11 protein-coding genes and 1 pseudogene are annotated in these 16,226 nt (G+C 68.7%); 6 read left to right on the forward strand and 6 right to left on the reverse strand.

Going from position 1 to position 16,226, the window contains the following annotated elements; translation table 11 throughout:
• Window positions 1–266: 266 nt before the first annotated feature.
• The 3 genes from KF707C_RS14920 (at window position 267) to KF707C_RS14930 (ending at window position 3,020) form a co-directional block, all read left to right on the forward strand.
• Entirely contained in the window at window positions 267–1,007 is a 741-nt protein-coding gene (locus tag KF707C_RS14920; RefSeq protein WP_003449498.1) for a response regulator, read from the forward strand.
• An 8-nt stretch (window positions 1,008–1,015) separates the two neighbouring features.
• Entirely contained in the window at window positions 1,016–2,314 is a 1,299-nt protein-coding gene (locus tag KF707C_RS14925; protein ID WP_036991783.1) for a sensor histidine kinase, read from the forward strand.
• Window positions 2,315–2,525: 211 nt separating this feature from the next.
• Window positions 2,526–3,020 (forward strand): HvfX family Cu-binding RiPP maturation protein, encoded by a 495-nt coding sequence (locus KF707C_RS14930; protein WP_003449503.1) that lies wholly within the window; start codon window positions 2,526–2,528, stop codon window positions 3,018–3,020.
• A gap of 274 nt (window positions 3,021–3,294) precedes the next feature.
• Here the strand turns inward: KF707C_RS14930 and KF707C_RS14935 are convergent, their stop codons facing one another.
• The 6 genes from KF707C_RS14935 to amaB form a co-directional block, all read right to left on the reverse strand.
• Window positions 3,295–4,038, reverse strand: a complete 744-nt coding sequence (locus KF707C_RS14935; protein ID WP_003449505.1) for an HvfC family RiPP maturation protein — start codon at window positions 4,036–4,038, stop codon at window positions 3,295–3,297.
• Complete coding sequence (locus KF707C_RS14940; protein WP_003449507.1) at window positions 4,031–4,861, reverse strand: HvfB family MNIO-type RiPP peptide maturase; 831 nt, start codon at window positions 4,859–4,861, stop codon at window positions 4,031–4,033. Before KF707C_RS14940 ends, KF707C_RS14935 begins: the two co-directional genes overlap by 8 nt.
• Before the next feature lie 69 nt (window positions 4,862–4,930).
• Window positions 4,931–5,398, reverse strand: a complete 468-nt coding sequence (locus tag KF707C_RS14945; protein ID WP_003449509.1) for an HvfA family oxazolone/thioamide-modified RiPP metallophore — start codon at window positions 5,396–5,398, stop codon at window positions 4,931–4,933.
• Between the two features lie 290 nt (window positions 5,399–5,688).
• On the reverse strand, window positions 5,689–6,975 hold the full coding sequence (amaA, locus tag KF707C_RS14950; RefSeq protein WP_003449514.1) for an L-pipecolate oxidase: 1,287 nt from the start codon (window positions 6,973–6,975) through the stop codon (window positions 5,689–5,691).
• A gap of 25 nt (window positions 6,976–7,000) precedes the next feature.
• Window positions 7,001–8,458, reverse strand: coding sequence for a Na+/H+ antiporter NhaC (gene nhaC / locus KF707C_RS14955; protein ID WP_003449517.1), 1,458 nt, complete (start codon window positions 8,456–8,458; stop codon window positions 7,001–7,003).
• Window positions 8,459–8,670: 212 nt separating this feature from the next.
• Window positions 8,671–10,161 carry an L-piperidine-6-carboxylate dehydrogenase gene (gene amaB, locus KF707C_RS14960; protein ID WP_003449519.1) on the reverse strand — a complete coding sequence of 497 codons (1,491 nt, stop codon included), beginning with the start codon at window positions 10,159–10,161 and terminating at the stop codon, window positions 8,671–8,673.
• Between the two features lie 145 nt (window positions 10,162–10,306).
• Here amaB and gcvA point away from each other — a divergent pair, with 145 nt between their 5' ends.
• From gcvA to ydiJ, 3 genes and pseudogenes are all read left to right on the forward strand, one after another.
• Window positions 10,307–11,221 (forward strand): transcriptional regulator GcvA, encoded by a 915-nt coding sequence (gene gcvA, locus KF707C_RS14965; protein WP_003449523.1) that lies wholly within the window; start codon window positions 10,307–10,309, stop codon window positions 11,219–11,221.
• A gap of 186 nt (window positions 11,222–11,407) precedes the next feature.
• Window positions 11,408–12,655 (forward strand): 2-aminoadipate transaminase, encoded by a 1,248-nt coding sequence (locus tag KF707C_RS14970; protein WP_003449525.1) that lies wholly within the window; start codon window positions 11,408–11,410, stop codon window positions 12,653–12,655.
• Window positions 12,656–12,659: 4 nt separating this feature from the next.
• Window positions 12,660–15,677: pseudogene (gene ydiJ, locus KF707C_RS14975) on the forward strand (D-2-hydroxyglutarate dehydrogenase YdiJ); the annotation flags it as partial.
• Between the last annotated feature and the right edge of the window lie 549 nt (window positions 15,678–16,226).

Raw genomic sequence — 16,226 nt, forward strand, 5'->3', positions numbered from 1 at the left:
GGGATCGGTGGTTGTCGCGGCAGCCGTCGGGGCGTCCGCCTGGTGCCCATTGCAGCCTCGGGAGGTATCCCCCCTGTGTCCCGCCCTGGCCCGGCCTGGGGTCGCCGGTATCCAGACCGGTCCCGGATACAGAGGGATACGTTCGCGACTGTCGTGCAATCCCAGGTATCCGCACGCCCCCGGATACACTGGAATACAAAGGGCGGCAGGCAAGGTCGCTGGCCGCCGATACACTGCGTTCGCGACGAACCCAACGAGGCCCCTCCATGGACCATGTCGATCACATCCTGATCGTCGACGACGACCGGGAAATCCGCGAACTGGTTGGCAACTACCTGAAGAAGAACGGCCTGCGCGTGAGCCTCGCGGCCGATGGCCGGCAGATGCGCAGCTTCCTCGCCGCCAATGCGGTGGACCTGATCGTGCTCGACATCATGATGCCCGGCGACGATGGCCTGCGCCTGTGCCGCGAGCTGCGGGTGGGCAAGCACAAGGCGACCCCGGTGCTGATGCTCACCGCCCGTAACGACGAGACCGACCGCATCGTCGGCCTGGAAATGGGCGCCGACGACTACCTCACCAAACCCTTCTCCGCCCGCGAGCTGCTGGCCCGCATCAACGCCGTACTGCGCCGCACCCGCATGCTGCCGCCGAACCTGCAGATCAGCGAGAGCAGCCGCCTGATCGGCTTCGGCCAGTGGCGCCTCGACACCACCACCCGGCACCTGCTGGACGCCCAGGGCACGCTGGTGGCCCTCAGCGGTGCCGAATACCGCTTGCTGCGGGTCTTCCTCGACCATCCGCAACGGGTACTCAGCCGCGACCAGTTGCTCAACCTCACCCAGGGCCGCGAGGCGGACCTGTTCGACCGCTCCATCGACCTGCTGGTAAGCCGCCTGCGCCAACGCCTGGCGGACGACGCACGCGAACCCGCCTACATCAAGACGGTACGCAACGAGGGCTACGTGTTCTCGCTGCCCGTCGAACTGATCGAGCCGAACGACTGATGGGCCGCCTGCCCTGGCCCCGGACCCTGGCGGCCCGCCTGGCCCTGATCTTCCTCGCCGGGCTCCTGCTGGCCTACGGGCTGTCCTTCTCCTCGCAGTTCTACGAGCGCTACCAGACCTCCCGCGACATGATGCTGGGCAGCCTGGAAATGGACGTGCACACCACCGTCGCACTGCTGGACCACCTGCCCGCCGAGGAGCGGGCAAGCTGGCTGCCCCGGCTGGAGCGACGCAACTACCGCTTCCGCCTGGACCGGGGCCTTCCCGGCGAACCCATGGACCTCGACCAGGCCCCCGTCGCCGCCGCCGCCATCCAGCGCGCCATCGGCGAACACTACGACCTGCGCTTCGAGAACATCCCCGGCGACCTGCCACGCTTCCAGGCGCACCTGACCCTGAAGGACGGCAGCCCCCTCACCCTGGACGTCACCCCGCGCCCCATTCCCCTGGCCCACTGGCTGCCGCTGGTGCTGCTGGTGCAGCTGGCGCTGCTGCTGGTCTGCACCGGGCTGGCGGTGCGCATGGCCATTCGCCCCCTGACCCGCCTGGCCGGGAGCCTGGACAACCTGGACCCCGACGCCCCCAGGCCGCCCCTGGACGAGAACGGCCCCCGTGAAGTGGCCCACGCCGCCCGGGCGGTCAACGCCCTGCAGGCGCGCATCGGTGCCTACCTCAAGGAGCGCATGCAGCTGCTGGCGGCCATTTCCCACGACCTGCAGACCCCCATCACCCGCATGAAGCTGCGGGTGGAACAGATGGACGACTCGCCGGAGCGCGAGCGGCTCTGGAGCGACCTGGAGGAAATGCAGCACCTGGTGCGGGAAGGCGTGGCCTACGCCCGCAGCCTTGACGGCGCCAGCGAAGCGCCCCGGCGCATCGACCTGGACGCTTTCCTCGACAGCCTGGTCTGCGACTACCAGGACAGCGGCCAGCGGGTGACTCTCACCGGCAGCAGCGGCCTGCAGCTGGAAACCCGCCCCCATGCGCTACGTCGGGTGCTCGGCAACCTCATCGACAACGCCCTGAAGTTCGGCGGCAGCGCCAGGGTGGAGCTGCAGGCCGACGAGCACGGCATGGTCCGGGTGCAGGTGCTGGATGAAGGGCCGGGCATTCCCGAAGCGGAACTGGAAAATGTCTTCAAGCCCTTCTACCGGGTGGAAAGCTCACGCAACCGCAGCACCGGCGGGACCGGCCTGGGCCTGGCCATCGCCCTCCAACTGAGCCAGGCCCTGGGGGCCCGCCTCTCCCTTCGCAACCGCGACGGCGGCGGCCTCTGCGCCCGGCTGGAGTTCGGCGCTTCCGCCTGAGGCCGGCGTCACGTACAGAGGGATACAGGACTCCAGCGTGCAGGACACATGCGGGACACGCCCCCTTGCCAGCATGGCACCGGGAGCAGCGCCAGTATCCCGCCGAGCGCGCCCCGCCCAAAGGAGTCCACGATGCCCCGTTCCAGCCCCCCCGACAGCCTGTTCAGCCTCCTCCCCCTCCTGGTAATCGCCCGCTGATCCCGAGGTCCCCATGACACGCCTTGCGCCAATCCGTAACGCCTTTGTCCGCATCGACCGCCTGGGCGCCTGGAGCGCCGACCTGCCGCTGCGCCTGTTCCTCGCCTGGGAGTTCTTCGAGTCCGGGCTGGAAAAATGGAACGGCGAGAACTGGTTCGCCCAGATCCAGCCCGCCTTTCCCTTCCCCTTCGACCTGATGCCCGCCGGGCTCAACTGGCAGCTCTCCATGTGGGTGGAGCTGATCGCCCCCCTGCTCCTGCTGCTGGGCCTGGGAACCCGCCTCGCCGCCCTGGCGCTGGCGGTGCTCACCGTCGTGGCCATCGCCGCCGTGCACTGGCCGGCCCACTGGTCGAGCCTCGCCGAACTGGCCCTCGGCTACTCCATCAGCGACAAGGGCTTCGGCAACTACAAGCTGCCCCTGATCTACCTGGTCGCCCTCCTGCCCCTGATGCTCAAGGGCGCGGGCCGCCTGAGCCTCGACGCCCTGCTTCGCTCCCGGCCGCTGTAGGAGCCGGCTTGCCGGCGAAGATTCGCGAGCAAGCTCGCTCCTACAGCGGGGACGGTCTCGTAGGAGCCGGCTTGCCGGCGAATGGCGCGGGCGGTTCGCGAGCAAGCTCGCTCCTACAGGATCGCCGCCGTAGGAGCCGGCTCGCCGGCGAATGGCGCGGGCGGTTCGCGAGCAAGCTCGCTCCTACAGCGATCGCCGCTGTAGGGGCCGTCCGCTCCAACAAAAAGCCCGCGCAATCCGTCGATTGCGCGGGCTTCGTCCATCCGGCAGCCGGTCACCCGGACCGGGTGCCCAGCACCACCCCCTGCTCCCGCAGGCTTTCCAGCAGCGCCAGGCCCTGGGGCATGAGCACCTCCCGTTCCACCCCGACGGCATCCGCCAACTCCCCGATGTGCTCGCGGCCACTGCGGCGGCTGTCCTGTAGCGACACCAGCAGGGCATGGGCCAGGGGCGCCAGGCGGGAGAAATGCACCTTGAGGTCGGTCCCGCGCCGGGCCAGCAACAGTGTCGGCTCGTTTGGCGCCCGCTCCGGCAGGTGGCCGGGACCCAGGTCGCAGACCGGCCAGGCATAGGCAAGCGGCCAGGCCAGCCGCGACAGCAGCGGAACCCCATCCAGCAGGTCGCCCCGGGGATCGTGGGCGCACTCCGTCGCGTCGCTCAGCAGCAACTCGCTCTCCACCCATTCATAGTGGGCCAGCTCCGCCAGCCAGGCGGGCAGCGCGGCATCCTCCAGGTCCCCCAGCCAGGCGACGAACTCCCCGGCCAACTGGGTGAACAGCGGCGTGCGGCACCGGTACTCGCCATAGAAACGGCTCACCAGGTCCTGCCAGGTCCCCTCTCCCAGGCTGGCATGGATGACCGGAAAGCCCCCCGCCAGCAAGGACGTCAGATTGCCCAGGAACAGTTGCCGATACACCGCCAGGCGCCGTGCCTCCAGGCCCGGGGGCGGACCGTGGCGGGCCGGGTCCCGTACGTGGTGGGCCATGGCCAGCAATTGCGCGTTCAGGGTCTCAGCCATGACGCACCTCCTGCTGCCGGCTGCGGATCTGCCCGACTTCGGCCAGCAGTTCCCCCAGCGGCGGAAAGTTGAAATCCCGCTCCAGCAGCGTCGGCACCGGGCCGAAGCGTCCGTAGGCACGCGTCAACAAGGCCCAGACGTCATCCTTCACCCGGGTGCCGTGGGTATCGATCTTCAGGTCCGGCGCTTCATCGTAATGCCCCGCCACGTGCAGGCAGACCACCCGCTCCGCCGGTACCGCGTCCAGCCAGGCGACCGCGTCGTAGCCGTGGTTGATGGCGTTGACGAAGAGATTGTTCAGGTCCAGCAACAGGTCGCAGTCGGCCTCCTCCAGCACCGCCCGGAGAAAGTCGATCTCCGCCAGGGCCTGGTAGGGCGCCGCATAGTAGGAAACGTTCTCCACCGCGATGCGCCGCTCCAGCACGTCCTGGGCCTGACGAATGCGCCTGGCCACATGGCGTACCGCCTCTTCGGTGAAGGGCAAGGGCAGCAGGTCGTACAGCTGGCCCTCGTCGGAGCAGTAGCTCAGGTGCTCGCTGTAGAGGCGAACCCGGTGCTGCTCGAGGAAGCGGCGGGTACCGTGCAGCAGGCCCAGGTCCAGCGGCGCCGGACCGCCCAGGGACAGCGACAGGCCATGGCAGCTCAGCGGGATGCGCTCGGCGAGCTGCGCCAGCGCCTCGCCCTGGGCGCCGCCGACGCCAATCCAGTTGTCTGGGGCGCATTCGAGAAAGTCCAGGGAGCCGGCGTCCATCGCCAGCAGTTCGGGCAACAGGGCGCGGCGGAGGCCGAGGCCGGCGCCGGACAGGGGAGATACAGGTGTCATTGGGGCCTCTCCGGACGGCAGCCAGCCCTCCAGGCACCTGGGCCGGGAGGGCTGGCAAAGGGGTTGGGATCAGTCCTTGGCCTGGCTCATGTTGGTGAAGAGCTCGGTGGGAACCTTCTTGCCGTTGGAGAGGTACTGGTTGCTGCGGAACTTGTAGACCTCCGCTTCGGAGAGGTAGCCGTCCTGGTTGCTGTCCATCGCCCTGAACTCGCTGGTGCCATCGGGGGCCACGGCCAGCAGCTCCTTCAGGGAAACGCGAGCGTCGTCGTCGGTATCCGTGCGGGCGAAGGAGGCATCACCGCATTTGCCTTCGCCACACTTGCCTTCGGTCTGGGTGGCCTTGGCCTCGCTGGCGCCGCATTTGCCCTCGCCGCATTTCCCTTCGCCGCACTTGCCTTCCCCGGCCTTGTCGGCCGCCGCCAGCAGGTAGCCCTGGGGCAGCGCCTCGACGGCGAAGGCGGACGACGCGAGGTTCATGCCGCCGGCCAGGGCGACGGCGAGCAGGCCAATACGGGTGGTGTTCTGGATACGGGTCATGGTGCTTCTCCGGATAAGGGCGCGGCATTGCCGCAGGGGCTGCCAGGGGTGGCGTTATCCGGTGTCGAGGCCCCTTGCGAGCCTCGATCGGACAGCGACATTTCGCCTCAGCCCTGTATCCCCCACGTATCCGAATCGGACGCCTTTGTAGTCGAGGTGTCGTCCAGGCCTCGCCGGATACACGGGGATACAGGGTCTCGCGGATCAGGCTGCTCCCGGGAACAGGACGAACCCGATCGCCATCTCCGCGCGCCCCCGTCGACGCCGCCCAGTGGCGGTCCTACCCCGCCTCAGAGCACCACCCGCAGGCACTGGCCCGCGTGATAGAGCGAGAAACCCGCCTCGTAGAAGCAGCTGCGCAAGCCGGCGGTGCGCAGCTTGCCGACCGGCGCGAAGGGTATCGGCAGTGCCTCGGGGTCATCCTTCACCAGGTAATCCGCCAGTGCCTGGCCGATCACGGTGCCGGTGGTGTTGCCCCGGCCGTTGTAGCCGGTGACCGCGACCACGCCGGGCGCCGGTGCGAACAGGCGCATCAGGTGATCCGGGGTGAAGTCGATGCAGCCGGTCCAGTGCAGCTCCCATTCCACCTTGCCCAGTTCCGGGAAGTAGTGGCCCTGGATACGGTCGGCCCAGCTGCGGATGAACCAGTCCGGCTTGTTGTCGGCCTTGCCCAGGCTACCCAGCAACAGTCGTCCCTCGGCATCCCGGCGGATGCTGCTGAGCACGGTGCGGGTGTCCCAGGAACCCTGGCCGTGGGGCAGCACGCGGTCAGCCGCCGCACCCGACAGGGGCCTGGAGGCCACCTGGTAGTAGTAGCCCCGGAAGTAGTTGCGGCGTACCTCGGTCCATTCGCCTTCGGTGTAGGCGCCGGTCGAGATCACCACCTGCCCGGCGAGGACGCTGCCGTCGGCGCTTCGCACCCGCCAATCCCCTCCTTCGCGCTCCAGGGCCTGCACCGGCGAGCGCTCGTAGAGCGTGCCGCCGCGCGTGACGAAGGCCCTGGCCAGCCCGGTGGTGTAGCCCATGGGGTTGAGGGTGCCGGCGCGCCGGTCCAGCAGGGCCGCGGCGATCCTGTCGGTGCCGCAGTACTCGGCGCAGGTCGCGCCGGTCAGCAGCTCCACGTCCGCGCCGCGACGGCGCCACTGGGCCTCGCGGTCGCGCAGGTCGGCCACGCCGGCCTCGTTGTGGGCCATGTGCAGCGTGCCCTTGTGCTGCGCCTGGCAGTCGATGCCGTAACGCTCGATGGCGGCGAAGACCTCGGCCGGCGCCTGGCCCAGCACCTGGTTGAGGCGCGCGCCCTGCTTGGCGCCCAGCGTCGACTCCACATCATCGGGCTTGATCCAGGTGCCGGCGTTCACCAGCCCCACATTGCGCCCGGAGCCACCGTGGCCCACTTCGTGGGCTTCAAGCACGCACACCGAGCGCCCGGCTTCCCGCAGCCGCAGGGCCGCCGTCAGGCCGGTGATGCCGCCACCGATCACGCAGACGTCGAAGCGTGCCTCACCCTTCAGGCGCTCGCCACGGGCCCGTTCGGGGGTCACCTTTTCCCAAAGGCATTCCTGATGAAAACCTGTCATGCAAACATCCTCTCGATACGTCTGATCAGCGACCTGTGCCCCACTCCGCCACTTCGGCGCCGGTTTCCTCCGGCGCCTGCACCGCCTCGTCGGCATCGATCCGGGGCATGAACCAGCCGAGTGCGGCCCAGAGCAATCCGAACAGGGGTGACAACCAGCAGGCGAAGGCGACCGGGGCGTAGAGCACCGTCGGCACGCCGATGGCCGAGGAGACGAAGGCGCCACCCATGTTCCAGGGAATCAGCGGCGAGCAGAGGGTGCCGCAGTCCTCGATGCTGCGCGACAGCGTGGTCGGCTTGTAGCCCATTGCCCGGTACTTGTCCTTCAGCAACTGGCCGGGCAGCACCAGGGAGGTGTAGACGTCGCCGATCAGGGTGCCGACGCCCAGCACGCTGGCCTGGCTGCCCAGCACCAGGCCGAAACGCCCCTTGATGATCTGGTCCAGCTTGCGGCGGATGGCGTCCAGGGTGCCGTAGGCTTCCAGCGCACCGACGAAGCCCAGTGCGAACAGGGTGAGGGTGATCACCCAGGTCATGGACATGATCCCGCCCTTGCTCAGGAGCTTGTCCACCGCCTCGACGCCGGTCTGGCTGACATGGCCCGAATGCAGCACCGTGGACAGCGTCTTGAGCTCGATGCCCTGCTGGAACACCGCCAGCGCACAGGCCAGGAGAATGCCGGTGAACATCACCGGCAGCGCCGGCGCCCTGAGCATCCCCAGCACCACCACCGCCACGGCGGGCAGCAGGGTGACGAGGCCGACCTGGTAGTGCTGCTCGATGGCCACGCGTATCTGCTCGACATTGCCGGCTGCGCCGAGGCTCCCTTCGTACCCGGAACCGATCCAGGCGTACAGGCAGAGGGCGACCAGCATCGCCGGCACCGTGGTGGCCATCATCCCGCGGATGTGGCTCCACAGGTCGGTGCCGCACACCGCCGGGGTCAGGTTGGTGGTTTCCGACAGCGGCGACATCTTGTCGCCGAAGAAGGCGCCGGAGACCAGCGCGCCACCGGTGAGGTAGGCCGGCACGCCGAGGCCCTCGCCCACCCCCATGAGCGCCAGGCCCACGGTGCCGACGGTGCCCCAGGAGGTGCCTGTCATCAACGAGATGAGCGAACAGATCAGGCAGGTGACCACCAGGAAGCTGCCGGCCGACAGATAGCCGAAGCCGAAGTGGATGAGAGTCGGCACGGTGCCGGAGACGATCCAGGCGCTGATCAGCATGCCCACGCACATCAGGATGAAGATGGCCGGCAGGCCCACGCGGACCACCTTGAGCATGGACTCCTCGATCACCGACCAGCGCATCCCCCTGGCCATGGCGAAGAGACCGCAGATGACGATACCCAGGGCCAGCGGCACGTGGGGCGTGAAATCCTGGAAAACGAAGAACTGGACCATCAGCAGGACGGTCGTGATCAGCAAGGGAGCGACTGCCAGAAGGAAGGACGGCGCACGCACGGGCGCCTCGTGCGTACTCATGTCGAGGTTCCTGTCATTGGGTTGCCGGCAGTCGGAAGGGGTCGTGTCGCTTCGCATCGCGGGTTCTCTTTGTTGTTCTTCTGGGCGTGCCTTGGGCACGCAGGCATTCGACGGGTAGCAGGCGGCGGCACGGACCTCCCAGGCCGCGCGCTGAAGAATGGAGTCAAAAGGCCCCTGCCGGTCGGGGGGACTGCCGGCAGGGGCAAGCGTGGTCAGTCGAAGACGATGCCCTGGGCGAGCGGCAGCTCGCGGGAGTAGTTCACCGTGTTGGTCTGGCGGCGCATGTAGGCCTTCCAGGAATCGGAGCCGGACTCACGGCCACCGCCGGTTTCCTTCTCGCCACCGAAGGCGCCGCCGATCTCGGCGCCGCTGGTGCCGATGTTGACGTTGGCGATGCCGCAGTCGCTGCCCGAGGCGCTCTGGAAGCGCTCCGCCTCGCGGATATCGGTGGTGAAGATGCAGGACGACAGGCCCTGGGGCACCTCGTTGTTCAGCGCCAGGGCCTCCTCGAAGTCGTCATAGGCGATCACGTAGAGGATGGGCGCGAAGGTCTCGTGACGGACCACGGCGCTCTGCGCGGGCATCTCGACGATGGCCGGGGACACGTACCAGGCGTCGGGGAACTGGTCCTGCAACTGGCGTTCGCCGCCGAACACCTGACCGCCCTCGTCGCGGGCGCGCACCAGGGCGTCCTGCATGGCCTGGAAGGCCTGCTTGTCCATCAGCGGCCCCACCAGGTTGTCCTTGCGCGGGTCGCCGATGCGGACCTTGCCGTAGGCGGCCTTCACCCGGGCCACCACCTCGTCCTTGATGGAGCGATGCACCAGCAGGCGGCGCAGGGTGGTGCAGCGCTGGCCGGCGGTGCCGACGGCGGCGAAGAGGATGCCGCGCACGGCCAGGTCGAGGTCGGCGCTGGGGGTCAGGATCATGGCGTTGTTGCCGCCGAGTTCGAGGATGCAGCGACCGAAGCGTGCCGCAACGCGCGGACCGACTTCCCGGCCCATGCGGGTGCTGCCGGTGGCGCTGACCAGGGGCACGCGCGGGTGGTCAACCAGCACCTCGCCAGCGGCGCGGTCGCCGATCACCAGCTGGCTCAGACCCTCCGGCGCTTCGCCGAAGCGTGCCAGGGCCTGCTCGAACAGCGCCTGGCAGGCCAGGGCGGTGAGCGGGGTCTTCTCCGACGGCTTCCAGACCACGGCGTTGCCGCAGACCAGGGCCAGGGTGGTGTTCCAGGCCCACACCGCGACCGGGAAGTTGAAGGCGCTGATGACACCCACCACGCCCAGCGGATGCCAGCTCTCGCGCATGTGGTGGCCGGGGCGCTCGGACGCGATGGTGAGGCCGTAGAGCTGACGCGACAGGCCCACGGCGAAGTCGCAGATATCGATCATTTCCTGGACTTCGCCCAGGCCTTCCTGGGTGATCTTGCCGGCCTCGATGGACACCAGCTCGCCCAGTTCCGCCTTGTACTGGCGCAGCACTTCGCCGAACAGGCGAACCAGTTCGCCACGGCGCGGTGCCGGCACATCGCGCCAGGCCAGGTAGGCCTGGTGGGCCGCCTCGATCTTGCCGGCCACGGCTTCCGGGCTCTCCAGCGTCACCTGCGCAATGCGGCTGCCGTCGATGGGGGTATGCACGGGATGGTCGCCCCCCTGGTAGGCGCTGGCGCTGACACCGAGTTTCTTGAGCAGCTCGTCAACCATGTCGTTCTCCTGCATCGGGTAGGTGGTTGATTTCATTGACGGGGGTCAGTATTAATCCTCCGCACCCGCTGCAACAAACGACCTTTAAGCACCACATCATTCCCCTAGGGAATGAAATGCACCCTTCCCCTGCCCAGAGCCCGACATGTCCAAACGCCTGCTTCCCTCCATGGCCGCCCTGCAATGCTTCGAGTCCGCCGCCCGGCACATGAGCTTCACCCGCGCCGCCGAAGAGCTGCACCTGACCCAGAGCGCAGTGAGCAAGCAGGTGGCGCAACTGGAGGACATGCTCCAGCACCTGCTCTTCCACCGCGTACGCCGGCGCCTGCAACTGACCCCGGCCGGCGAGCTCTATCTCGCGGAGGTGAACAAGATCCTCACCCAGGTGGACATCTCCAGCCGTTACATCCTCTCCTACGGCGGCGCCACCGAAGTGCTGCGGGTGGCGACCCAGCCCACCTTCGGCGCCCGCTGGCTGATCCCCAACCTCAAGGGCTTTTCCCGCCAGAACCCCAGCATCCACCTGGACATCCGCAACGAACTGGAACCCTTCGACCTGGTCCAGGCCAAGGCCGACGTGGCCTTCTTCTACGGCCAGGGCTCCTGGCCCGGCGCCACCTGCATCGAGCTGTTCGGCGAGGACGTGGTGCCGGTGTGCGCCCCGGACCTGCTGCCCGGCCGCCCGCTGGAGAGCGCCGCCGAGCTGGCCGACCTGGTGCTGCTGCAATGCACCTCGCGCCCCGAAGCCTGGCACGAATGGTTCGAGGAACAGGGCATCGACCACGAACACAGCTACCACGGGCCGCGCTTCGACACCTTCTACATGTGCATCCGCGCCGCCCAGTCGGGCTGCGGCGTCGCGCTGGTACCGCACTTCCTGGTGGAGGACGAACTGGCCGAGGGCAAGCTGGTGATCCCCTGGAAGCACCACAAGCCGAGCCAGGGACGCCACTTCCTCGCCTTCGCCGAAACCTCCATCGATATCCCCAAGGTGCGCGCCTTCGTCGACTGGGTCCTGGAACGGGTGGGCAAACCCAATCCCTACGACGCGGCGTCCTGATTCCGTGGCGACTCGCCGACCGCCCGACATCCCGAATTTAAGGAATGACCCGATAATTTCTTTTCGCTTGTGAGCGGCCCGCCTTCCTCGCTCTGATAAAGGGAAATACCCGCCCGAAGAGGACCGCTCCATGCCCCTGCGTGACCGCCCCACCCTCCGCACTCGCCTGCGGGCCGAGGTGCGCCCATGAGTTCCGCCATCGCCAGCCCGCTGGGCATCGTCCATCCCATCACCCTCAGCCACGGCCGCAACGCCGAGGTCTGGGACGACCAGGGGCGCCGCTACATCGACTTCGTCGGCGGCATCGGCGTGCTCAACCTGGGGCACTGCAATCCGGCGGTGGTGGCGGCCGTCACCGAGCAGGCCGGCCAGCTCATCCATTCGGCCTTCAACGCCGTTCCCCATGCCGGCTACCGCCGCTTGATGGAGGCCCTGCAGGCCTTCGTGCCGGTCAGCTACCCGCTGGCCGGCATGCTCACCAACAGCGGCGCCGAGGCCGCCGAGAACGCCCTGAAGATCGTCCGGGCCGCCACCGGCCGCACCGGGGTGGTGGCCTTCGACGGCGGCTTCCACGGCCGCACCCTCGCCACCCTCAACCTCAACGGCAAGGTCGCGCCCTACAAGCAGCGCGTCGGCATCCTGCCCGGCCCGGTGTACCACGTGCCCTACCCCAGCGCCGACAACGGCGTCGGCGCCGACCAGGCCTTCGCCGCCCTGGAGCGGCTGTTCAGCGTCGAAGTGGACGTCAACGACATCGCCTGCTTCATCTTCGAGCCGGTGCTGGGCGAAGGTGGCTTCCAGGCCATGGACCCGGCCTTCGCCCAACGCCTGCGCGCCTTCGCCGACCAGCACGGCATCCGCCTGATCGTCGACGAGATCCAGAGCGGCTTCGGCCGTACCGGCCAGCGCTTCGCCTTCAGCCGCCTGGGCATCGAGCCGGACCTGCTGCTGCTCGGCAAGAGCATCGCCGGCGGCCTGCCCCTGGGCGCCGTGGTGGGCCGGCCGGAGCTGGTCAACGGCCTGCCCAAGGGCGGCCTGGGCGGGACCTACTCCGGCAACCCGCTGGCCTGCGCCGCCGCGCTGGCCTCCCTCGAACAGCTCAGCGACGCCAACCTCGCGACCTGGGGCGAAGCCCAGGAGCAGGCCATCGTCCGCCGCTACGAACACTGGCGGGAACGCGGGCTCACGCCCTGCCTCGGGCGCCTCAGCGGCACCGGCTGCATGCGCGGTATCGAACTGCTGACCCCCGAGGGCCAGCCCGGCACCGCGCAGCTGGCCGCCCTGCTGGAGTCGGCGCGGAACCGGGGCCTGCTGCTGATGCCCAGCGGCAAGTACCGCCACGTGGTGCGCCTGCTGGCCCCGCTGACCATCGAGCCCGAGCTGTTCGAACAGGGCCTGGACATCCTCGAAACATGCCTGGCCGAGCTGCGCTGACGACATGATTGCCCGACTCGCTTCCCCGGCGGCGCTCACAAGGCGCTACCGCGACTTCCTGGCGTCGCTCGTGGACCAGGGGTTCCAGGGGGAAATCACCCCCGACCATGGCACCCGCACCGTCCTGGCGACCGACAACTCGATCTACCAGCGCCTGCCACAAGCGGCGCTGTTCCCCCGGCACCGGGAGGACGTCCGGCTGCTGACCGGCCTGGCCGGACGCCCGGAATGGCGCGACATCGTCCTCACGCCACGGGGCGGTGGCACCGGCACCAACGGCCAGTCCCTCACCCAGGGGCTGGTGGTGGACCTGTCGCGGCACATGAACCGCATCCTCGAAATCAACGTCGAGGAACGCTGGGTCCGGGTCGAGGCCGGCGTGGTCAAGGACCAGCTCAACGCCGCGCTGAAACCCCATGGCCTGTTCTTCGCCCCCGAGCTGTCCACCTCCAACCGCGCCACCCTGGGCGGCATGATCAACACCGATGCCAGCGGCCAGGGCAGTTGCACCTACGGCAAGACCCGCGACCACGTACTGGAGCTGGATACCCTGCTGCTGGGCGGCGAATGCCTGCACTCCTGCGCGCTCGCCCCGGAAACCCTGACGATGCGCCTGGCCGAGCCGGGCCGGATCGGTGAGGTGCACCGCACCCTGGCGCAGCTGGAGCGCGAACAGGGCGACCTGATCCGCCGGACCTTCCCGCCCCTCAACCGCTGCCTCACCGGTTACGACCTGGCGCACCTCCGCGACGAGCAGGGACGGCTCAACCTCAACAACATCCTCTGTGGCTCGGAAGGCTCCCTCGGCTTCGTGGTGGAGGCCCGCCTCAACGTGCTGCCGATTCCCCGCCACTCGGTGCTGGTGAACGTCTCCTACGCCAGCTTCATGGACGCCCTGCGGGATGCCCGCGCGCTGATGGCCCTGCATCCCCTGTCCATCGAAACCCTCGACTCCACGGTGCTTGGACTGGCCAGGCAGGACATCACCTGGCACCAGGTCGCGGACTACTTCCCCGAGACCCCGCAGGCCCCGACCCTCGGCATCAACCTGGTGGAATTCTCCGGGGACGATGCCGAGGCGCTCGACCACCAGGTCGCCCGCTTCCTCGCCCACCTCGGCCAGGACCGCAGCGTGCTGCGACTCGGCCACACCGTGGCGCGGGGTGCGGGGGCGATCAAGCAGGTCTACGCCATGCGCAAGCGCGCCGTCGGCCTGCTGGGCAACGCCCAGGGCGAGGCACGCCCGCAGCCTTTCGTCGAAGACACCGCCGTCCCCCCGGAGCACCTGGCGGACTTCATCGCGGAATTCCGTGCCCTGCTGGACAGCCACCAACTGCGCTACGGCATGTTCGGCCACGTGGATGCCGGCGTGCTGCACGTGCGCCCCGCACTGGACATGAAGGACCCGGCCCAGGCCGCCCTGGTCCGGCCCATCACCGATGCGGTGGCCGCCCTCACCCACAAGTACGGCGGCCTGCTCTGGGGCGAACACGGCAAGGGATTGCGCTCGGAATACGCGCCCCGGTTCTTCGGCCCGCTCTATCCCGCGCTGCAGGCGGTCAAGGCGGCCTTCGACCCACACAACCAGCTCAACCCCGGCAAGATCGCCACCCCGGCGGGCGGCGACGCCGCACTCACCCCGCTGGACGGCGTGCCCCTGCGCGGCGAACTGGACCGGCAGATCGACGAGCGTGTCTGGCGCTCCTGGTCCAGCGCCGTTCACTGCAACGGCAACGGCGCCTGCTACAACTTCGACCCGGACGACGCCATGTGCCCCTCGTGGAAAGCCACCCGTGACCGGACCCAGTCCCCCAAGGGCCGCGCCTCGCTGATCCGTGAGTGGCTGCGCCTGCAGGGGCTGGCCGGTGTGGATGTGCTGGCGGCGAGCCAACGCGCGCGCGCCGCCGGTATCGGCCAGTGGCTGGCCAAGGCCTGGCGTGGCCGGCGCCGGGACGACGACTTCAGCCACGAGGTCTTCGACGCCCTGTCCGGTTGCCTCGCCTGCAAGTCCTGCGCGGGGCAGTGCCCGATCAAGGTGAACGTCCCGGAGTTCCGCTCCCGTTTCCTCGAGCTCTACCACAGCCGCTACCTGCGCCCGGCGAAGGACTACCTGATCGGCTCGCTGGAGTTCAGCATGCCCTGGCTCGCGCGGGTGCCCTGGTTCTACAACGGCGTGATGGGCCTGGGGCTCAGCCGCCAGTTCCTGGCCCGGTTCGCGGGGATGGTGGACAGCCCGCTCCTCAGCCGCTTCGACCTGGCACCGGTGCTGCGTCGCTGGCAGGTGGAGACAGCCACGCCCGAACGCCTGGCAGACCTCGACGCCCCGTCGCGCGCCCGCAGCGTGATCCTGGTGCAGGACGCCTTCACCCGCTACTTCGAGACACCGCTGCTGGCCGATTTCATCGAGCTGCTTTCACGCCTGGGCTATCGCGTGCTGCTGGCGCCCTACCGGCCCAATGGCAAGCCATTGCAGGTCCTGGGCTTTCTCGGCGCCTTCGAGCGGGCCGCGCGGCGCAATGCCGCCCAGCTCAACGAACTGGCCGCCCAGGGGGTGAAACTGGTGGGACTGGATCCGGCCATGACCCTCGTTTACCGGCAGGAGTACCGCACCTCGCTGGGGGATGCCGCACCGGAGGTGCTGCTGCCCCAGGAATGGCTCGCTGAAGCCCTGGCCGATCACCCCGAAACGCCCCTCGCGGAGACACCCTGGTTCCTCCTCGGGCACTGCACGGAGCGCACCAACGCAGCGGGTGCCGCCAACCTCTGGCCAGCGGTGTTCCGCCGCCTGGGGCAACGGCTGGAACCCCTGGCCGCAGGCTGCTGCGGCATGTCCGGGACCTATGGCCACGAGGCGGTGAACCGCGCCACTTCGGCGCGCATCTTCGACCTCTCCTGGCGAGGCATCCTGGAACGCCAGGGCGACCGGGTGCTCGCCAACGGCTACTCCTGCCGCAGCCAGGCCGAACGCCTCGCCGGCGTCGGCCTGCGCCATCCCGTCCAGGCCCTGCTGGCCAGCCTGCGCCAGGCGGATGGAGCGCCGCAGGGTGGATCGCGCTTCACCTATCCGCGCGGGAGCCTGGCGCGGAATCCACAGGTGGATGAAAACAGCGTCATCCACCCTACGAAGCCACTCCTGCCTATGCCAGGCGGACGGAGCGCCGTAGGGTGGATCGCGCTTCACCGATCCACGCGGGTGCCTGGCACGGAACCCACAGGTGGATGAAAACAGCGTCATCCACCCTACGAAGCCACTCCTGCCTATGCCAGGCGGACGGAGCGCCCTAGGGTGGATCGCGCTTCACCGATCCACGCGGGAGCCTGGCGCGGAATCCGCAGGTGGATGAAAACAGCGTCATCCACCCTACGAAGCCACTCCTGCCTGCGTCAGGCTGACGGAGGGCCGTAGGGTGGATCGCGCTTCACCGATCCACGCGGGTGCCTTGCGCGGAACCCGCAGGTGGATGAAAACAGCGTCATCCACCCTACGAAGCCACTCCTGCCTGCGTCAGGCTAACGGAGGGCCGTAGGGTGGATCGCGCTTCACCGATCCACGCGGGTGCCTGGCACGGAA

Origin of the sequence: Pseudomonas furukawaii (assembly GCF_002355475.1) — a bacterium.
In the GTDB taxonomy this organism is placed as follows: domain Bacteria; phylum Pseudomonadota; class Gammaproteobacteria; order Pseudomonadales; family Pseudomonadaceae; genus Metapseudomonas; species Metapseudomonas furukawaii.

Bases quoted from the DNA above. Each gene is read 5' to 3' on its own strand.
- KF707C_RS14920 (WP_003449498.1), top strand. From the start codon at position 267: ATGGACCATGTCGATCACATCCTGATCGTCGACGACGACCGGGAAATC.
- KF707C_RS14930 (WP_003449503.1), top strand. From the start codon at position 2,526: ATGACACGCCTTGCGCCAATCCGTAACGCCTTTGTCCGCATCGACCGC.
- KF707C_RS14935 (WP_003449505.1), bottom strand. From the start codon at position 4,038: ATGGCTGAGACCCTGAACGCGCAATTGCTGGCCATGGCCCACCACGTA.
- KF707C_RS14940 (WP_003449507.1), bottom strand. From the start codon at position 4,861: ATGACACCTGTATCTCCCCTGTCCGGCGCCGGCCTCGGCCTCCGCCGC.
- KF707C_RS14945 (WP_003449509.1), bottom strand. From the start codon at position 5,398: ATGACCCGTATCCAGAACACCACCCGTATTGGCCTGCTCGCCGTCGCC.
- amaA (WP_003449514.1), bottom strand. From the start codon at position 6,975: ATGACAGGTTTTCATCAGGAATGCCTTTGGGAAAAGGTGACCCCCGAA.
- nhaC (WP_003449517.1), bottom strand. From the start codon at position 8,458: ATGAGTACGCACGAGGCGCCCGTGCGTGCGCCGTCCTTCCTTCTGGCA.
- amaB (WP_003449519.1), bottom strand. From the start codon at position 10,161: ATGGTTGACGAGCTGCTCAAGAAACTCGGTGTCAGCGCCAGCGCCTAC.
- gcvA (WP_003449523.1), top strand. From the start codon at position 10,307: ATGTCCAAACGCCTGCTTCCCTCCATGGCCGCCCTGCAATGCTTCGAG.
- KF707C_RS14970 (WP_003449525.1), top strand. From the start codon at position 11,408: ATGAGTTCCGCCATCGCCAGCCCGCTGGGCATCGTCCATCCCATCACC.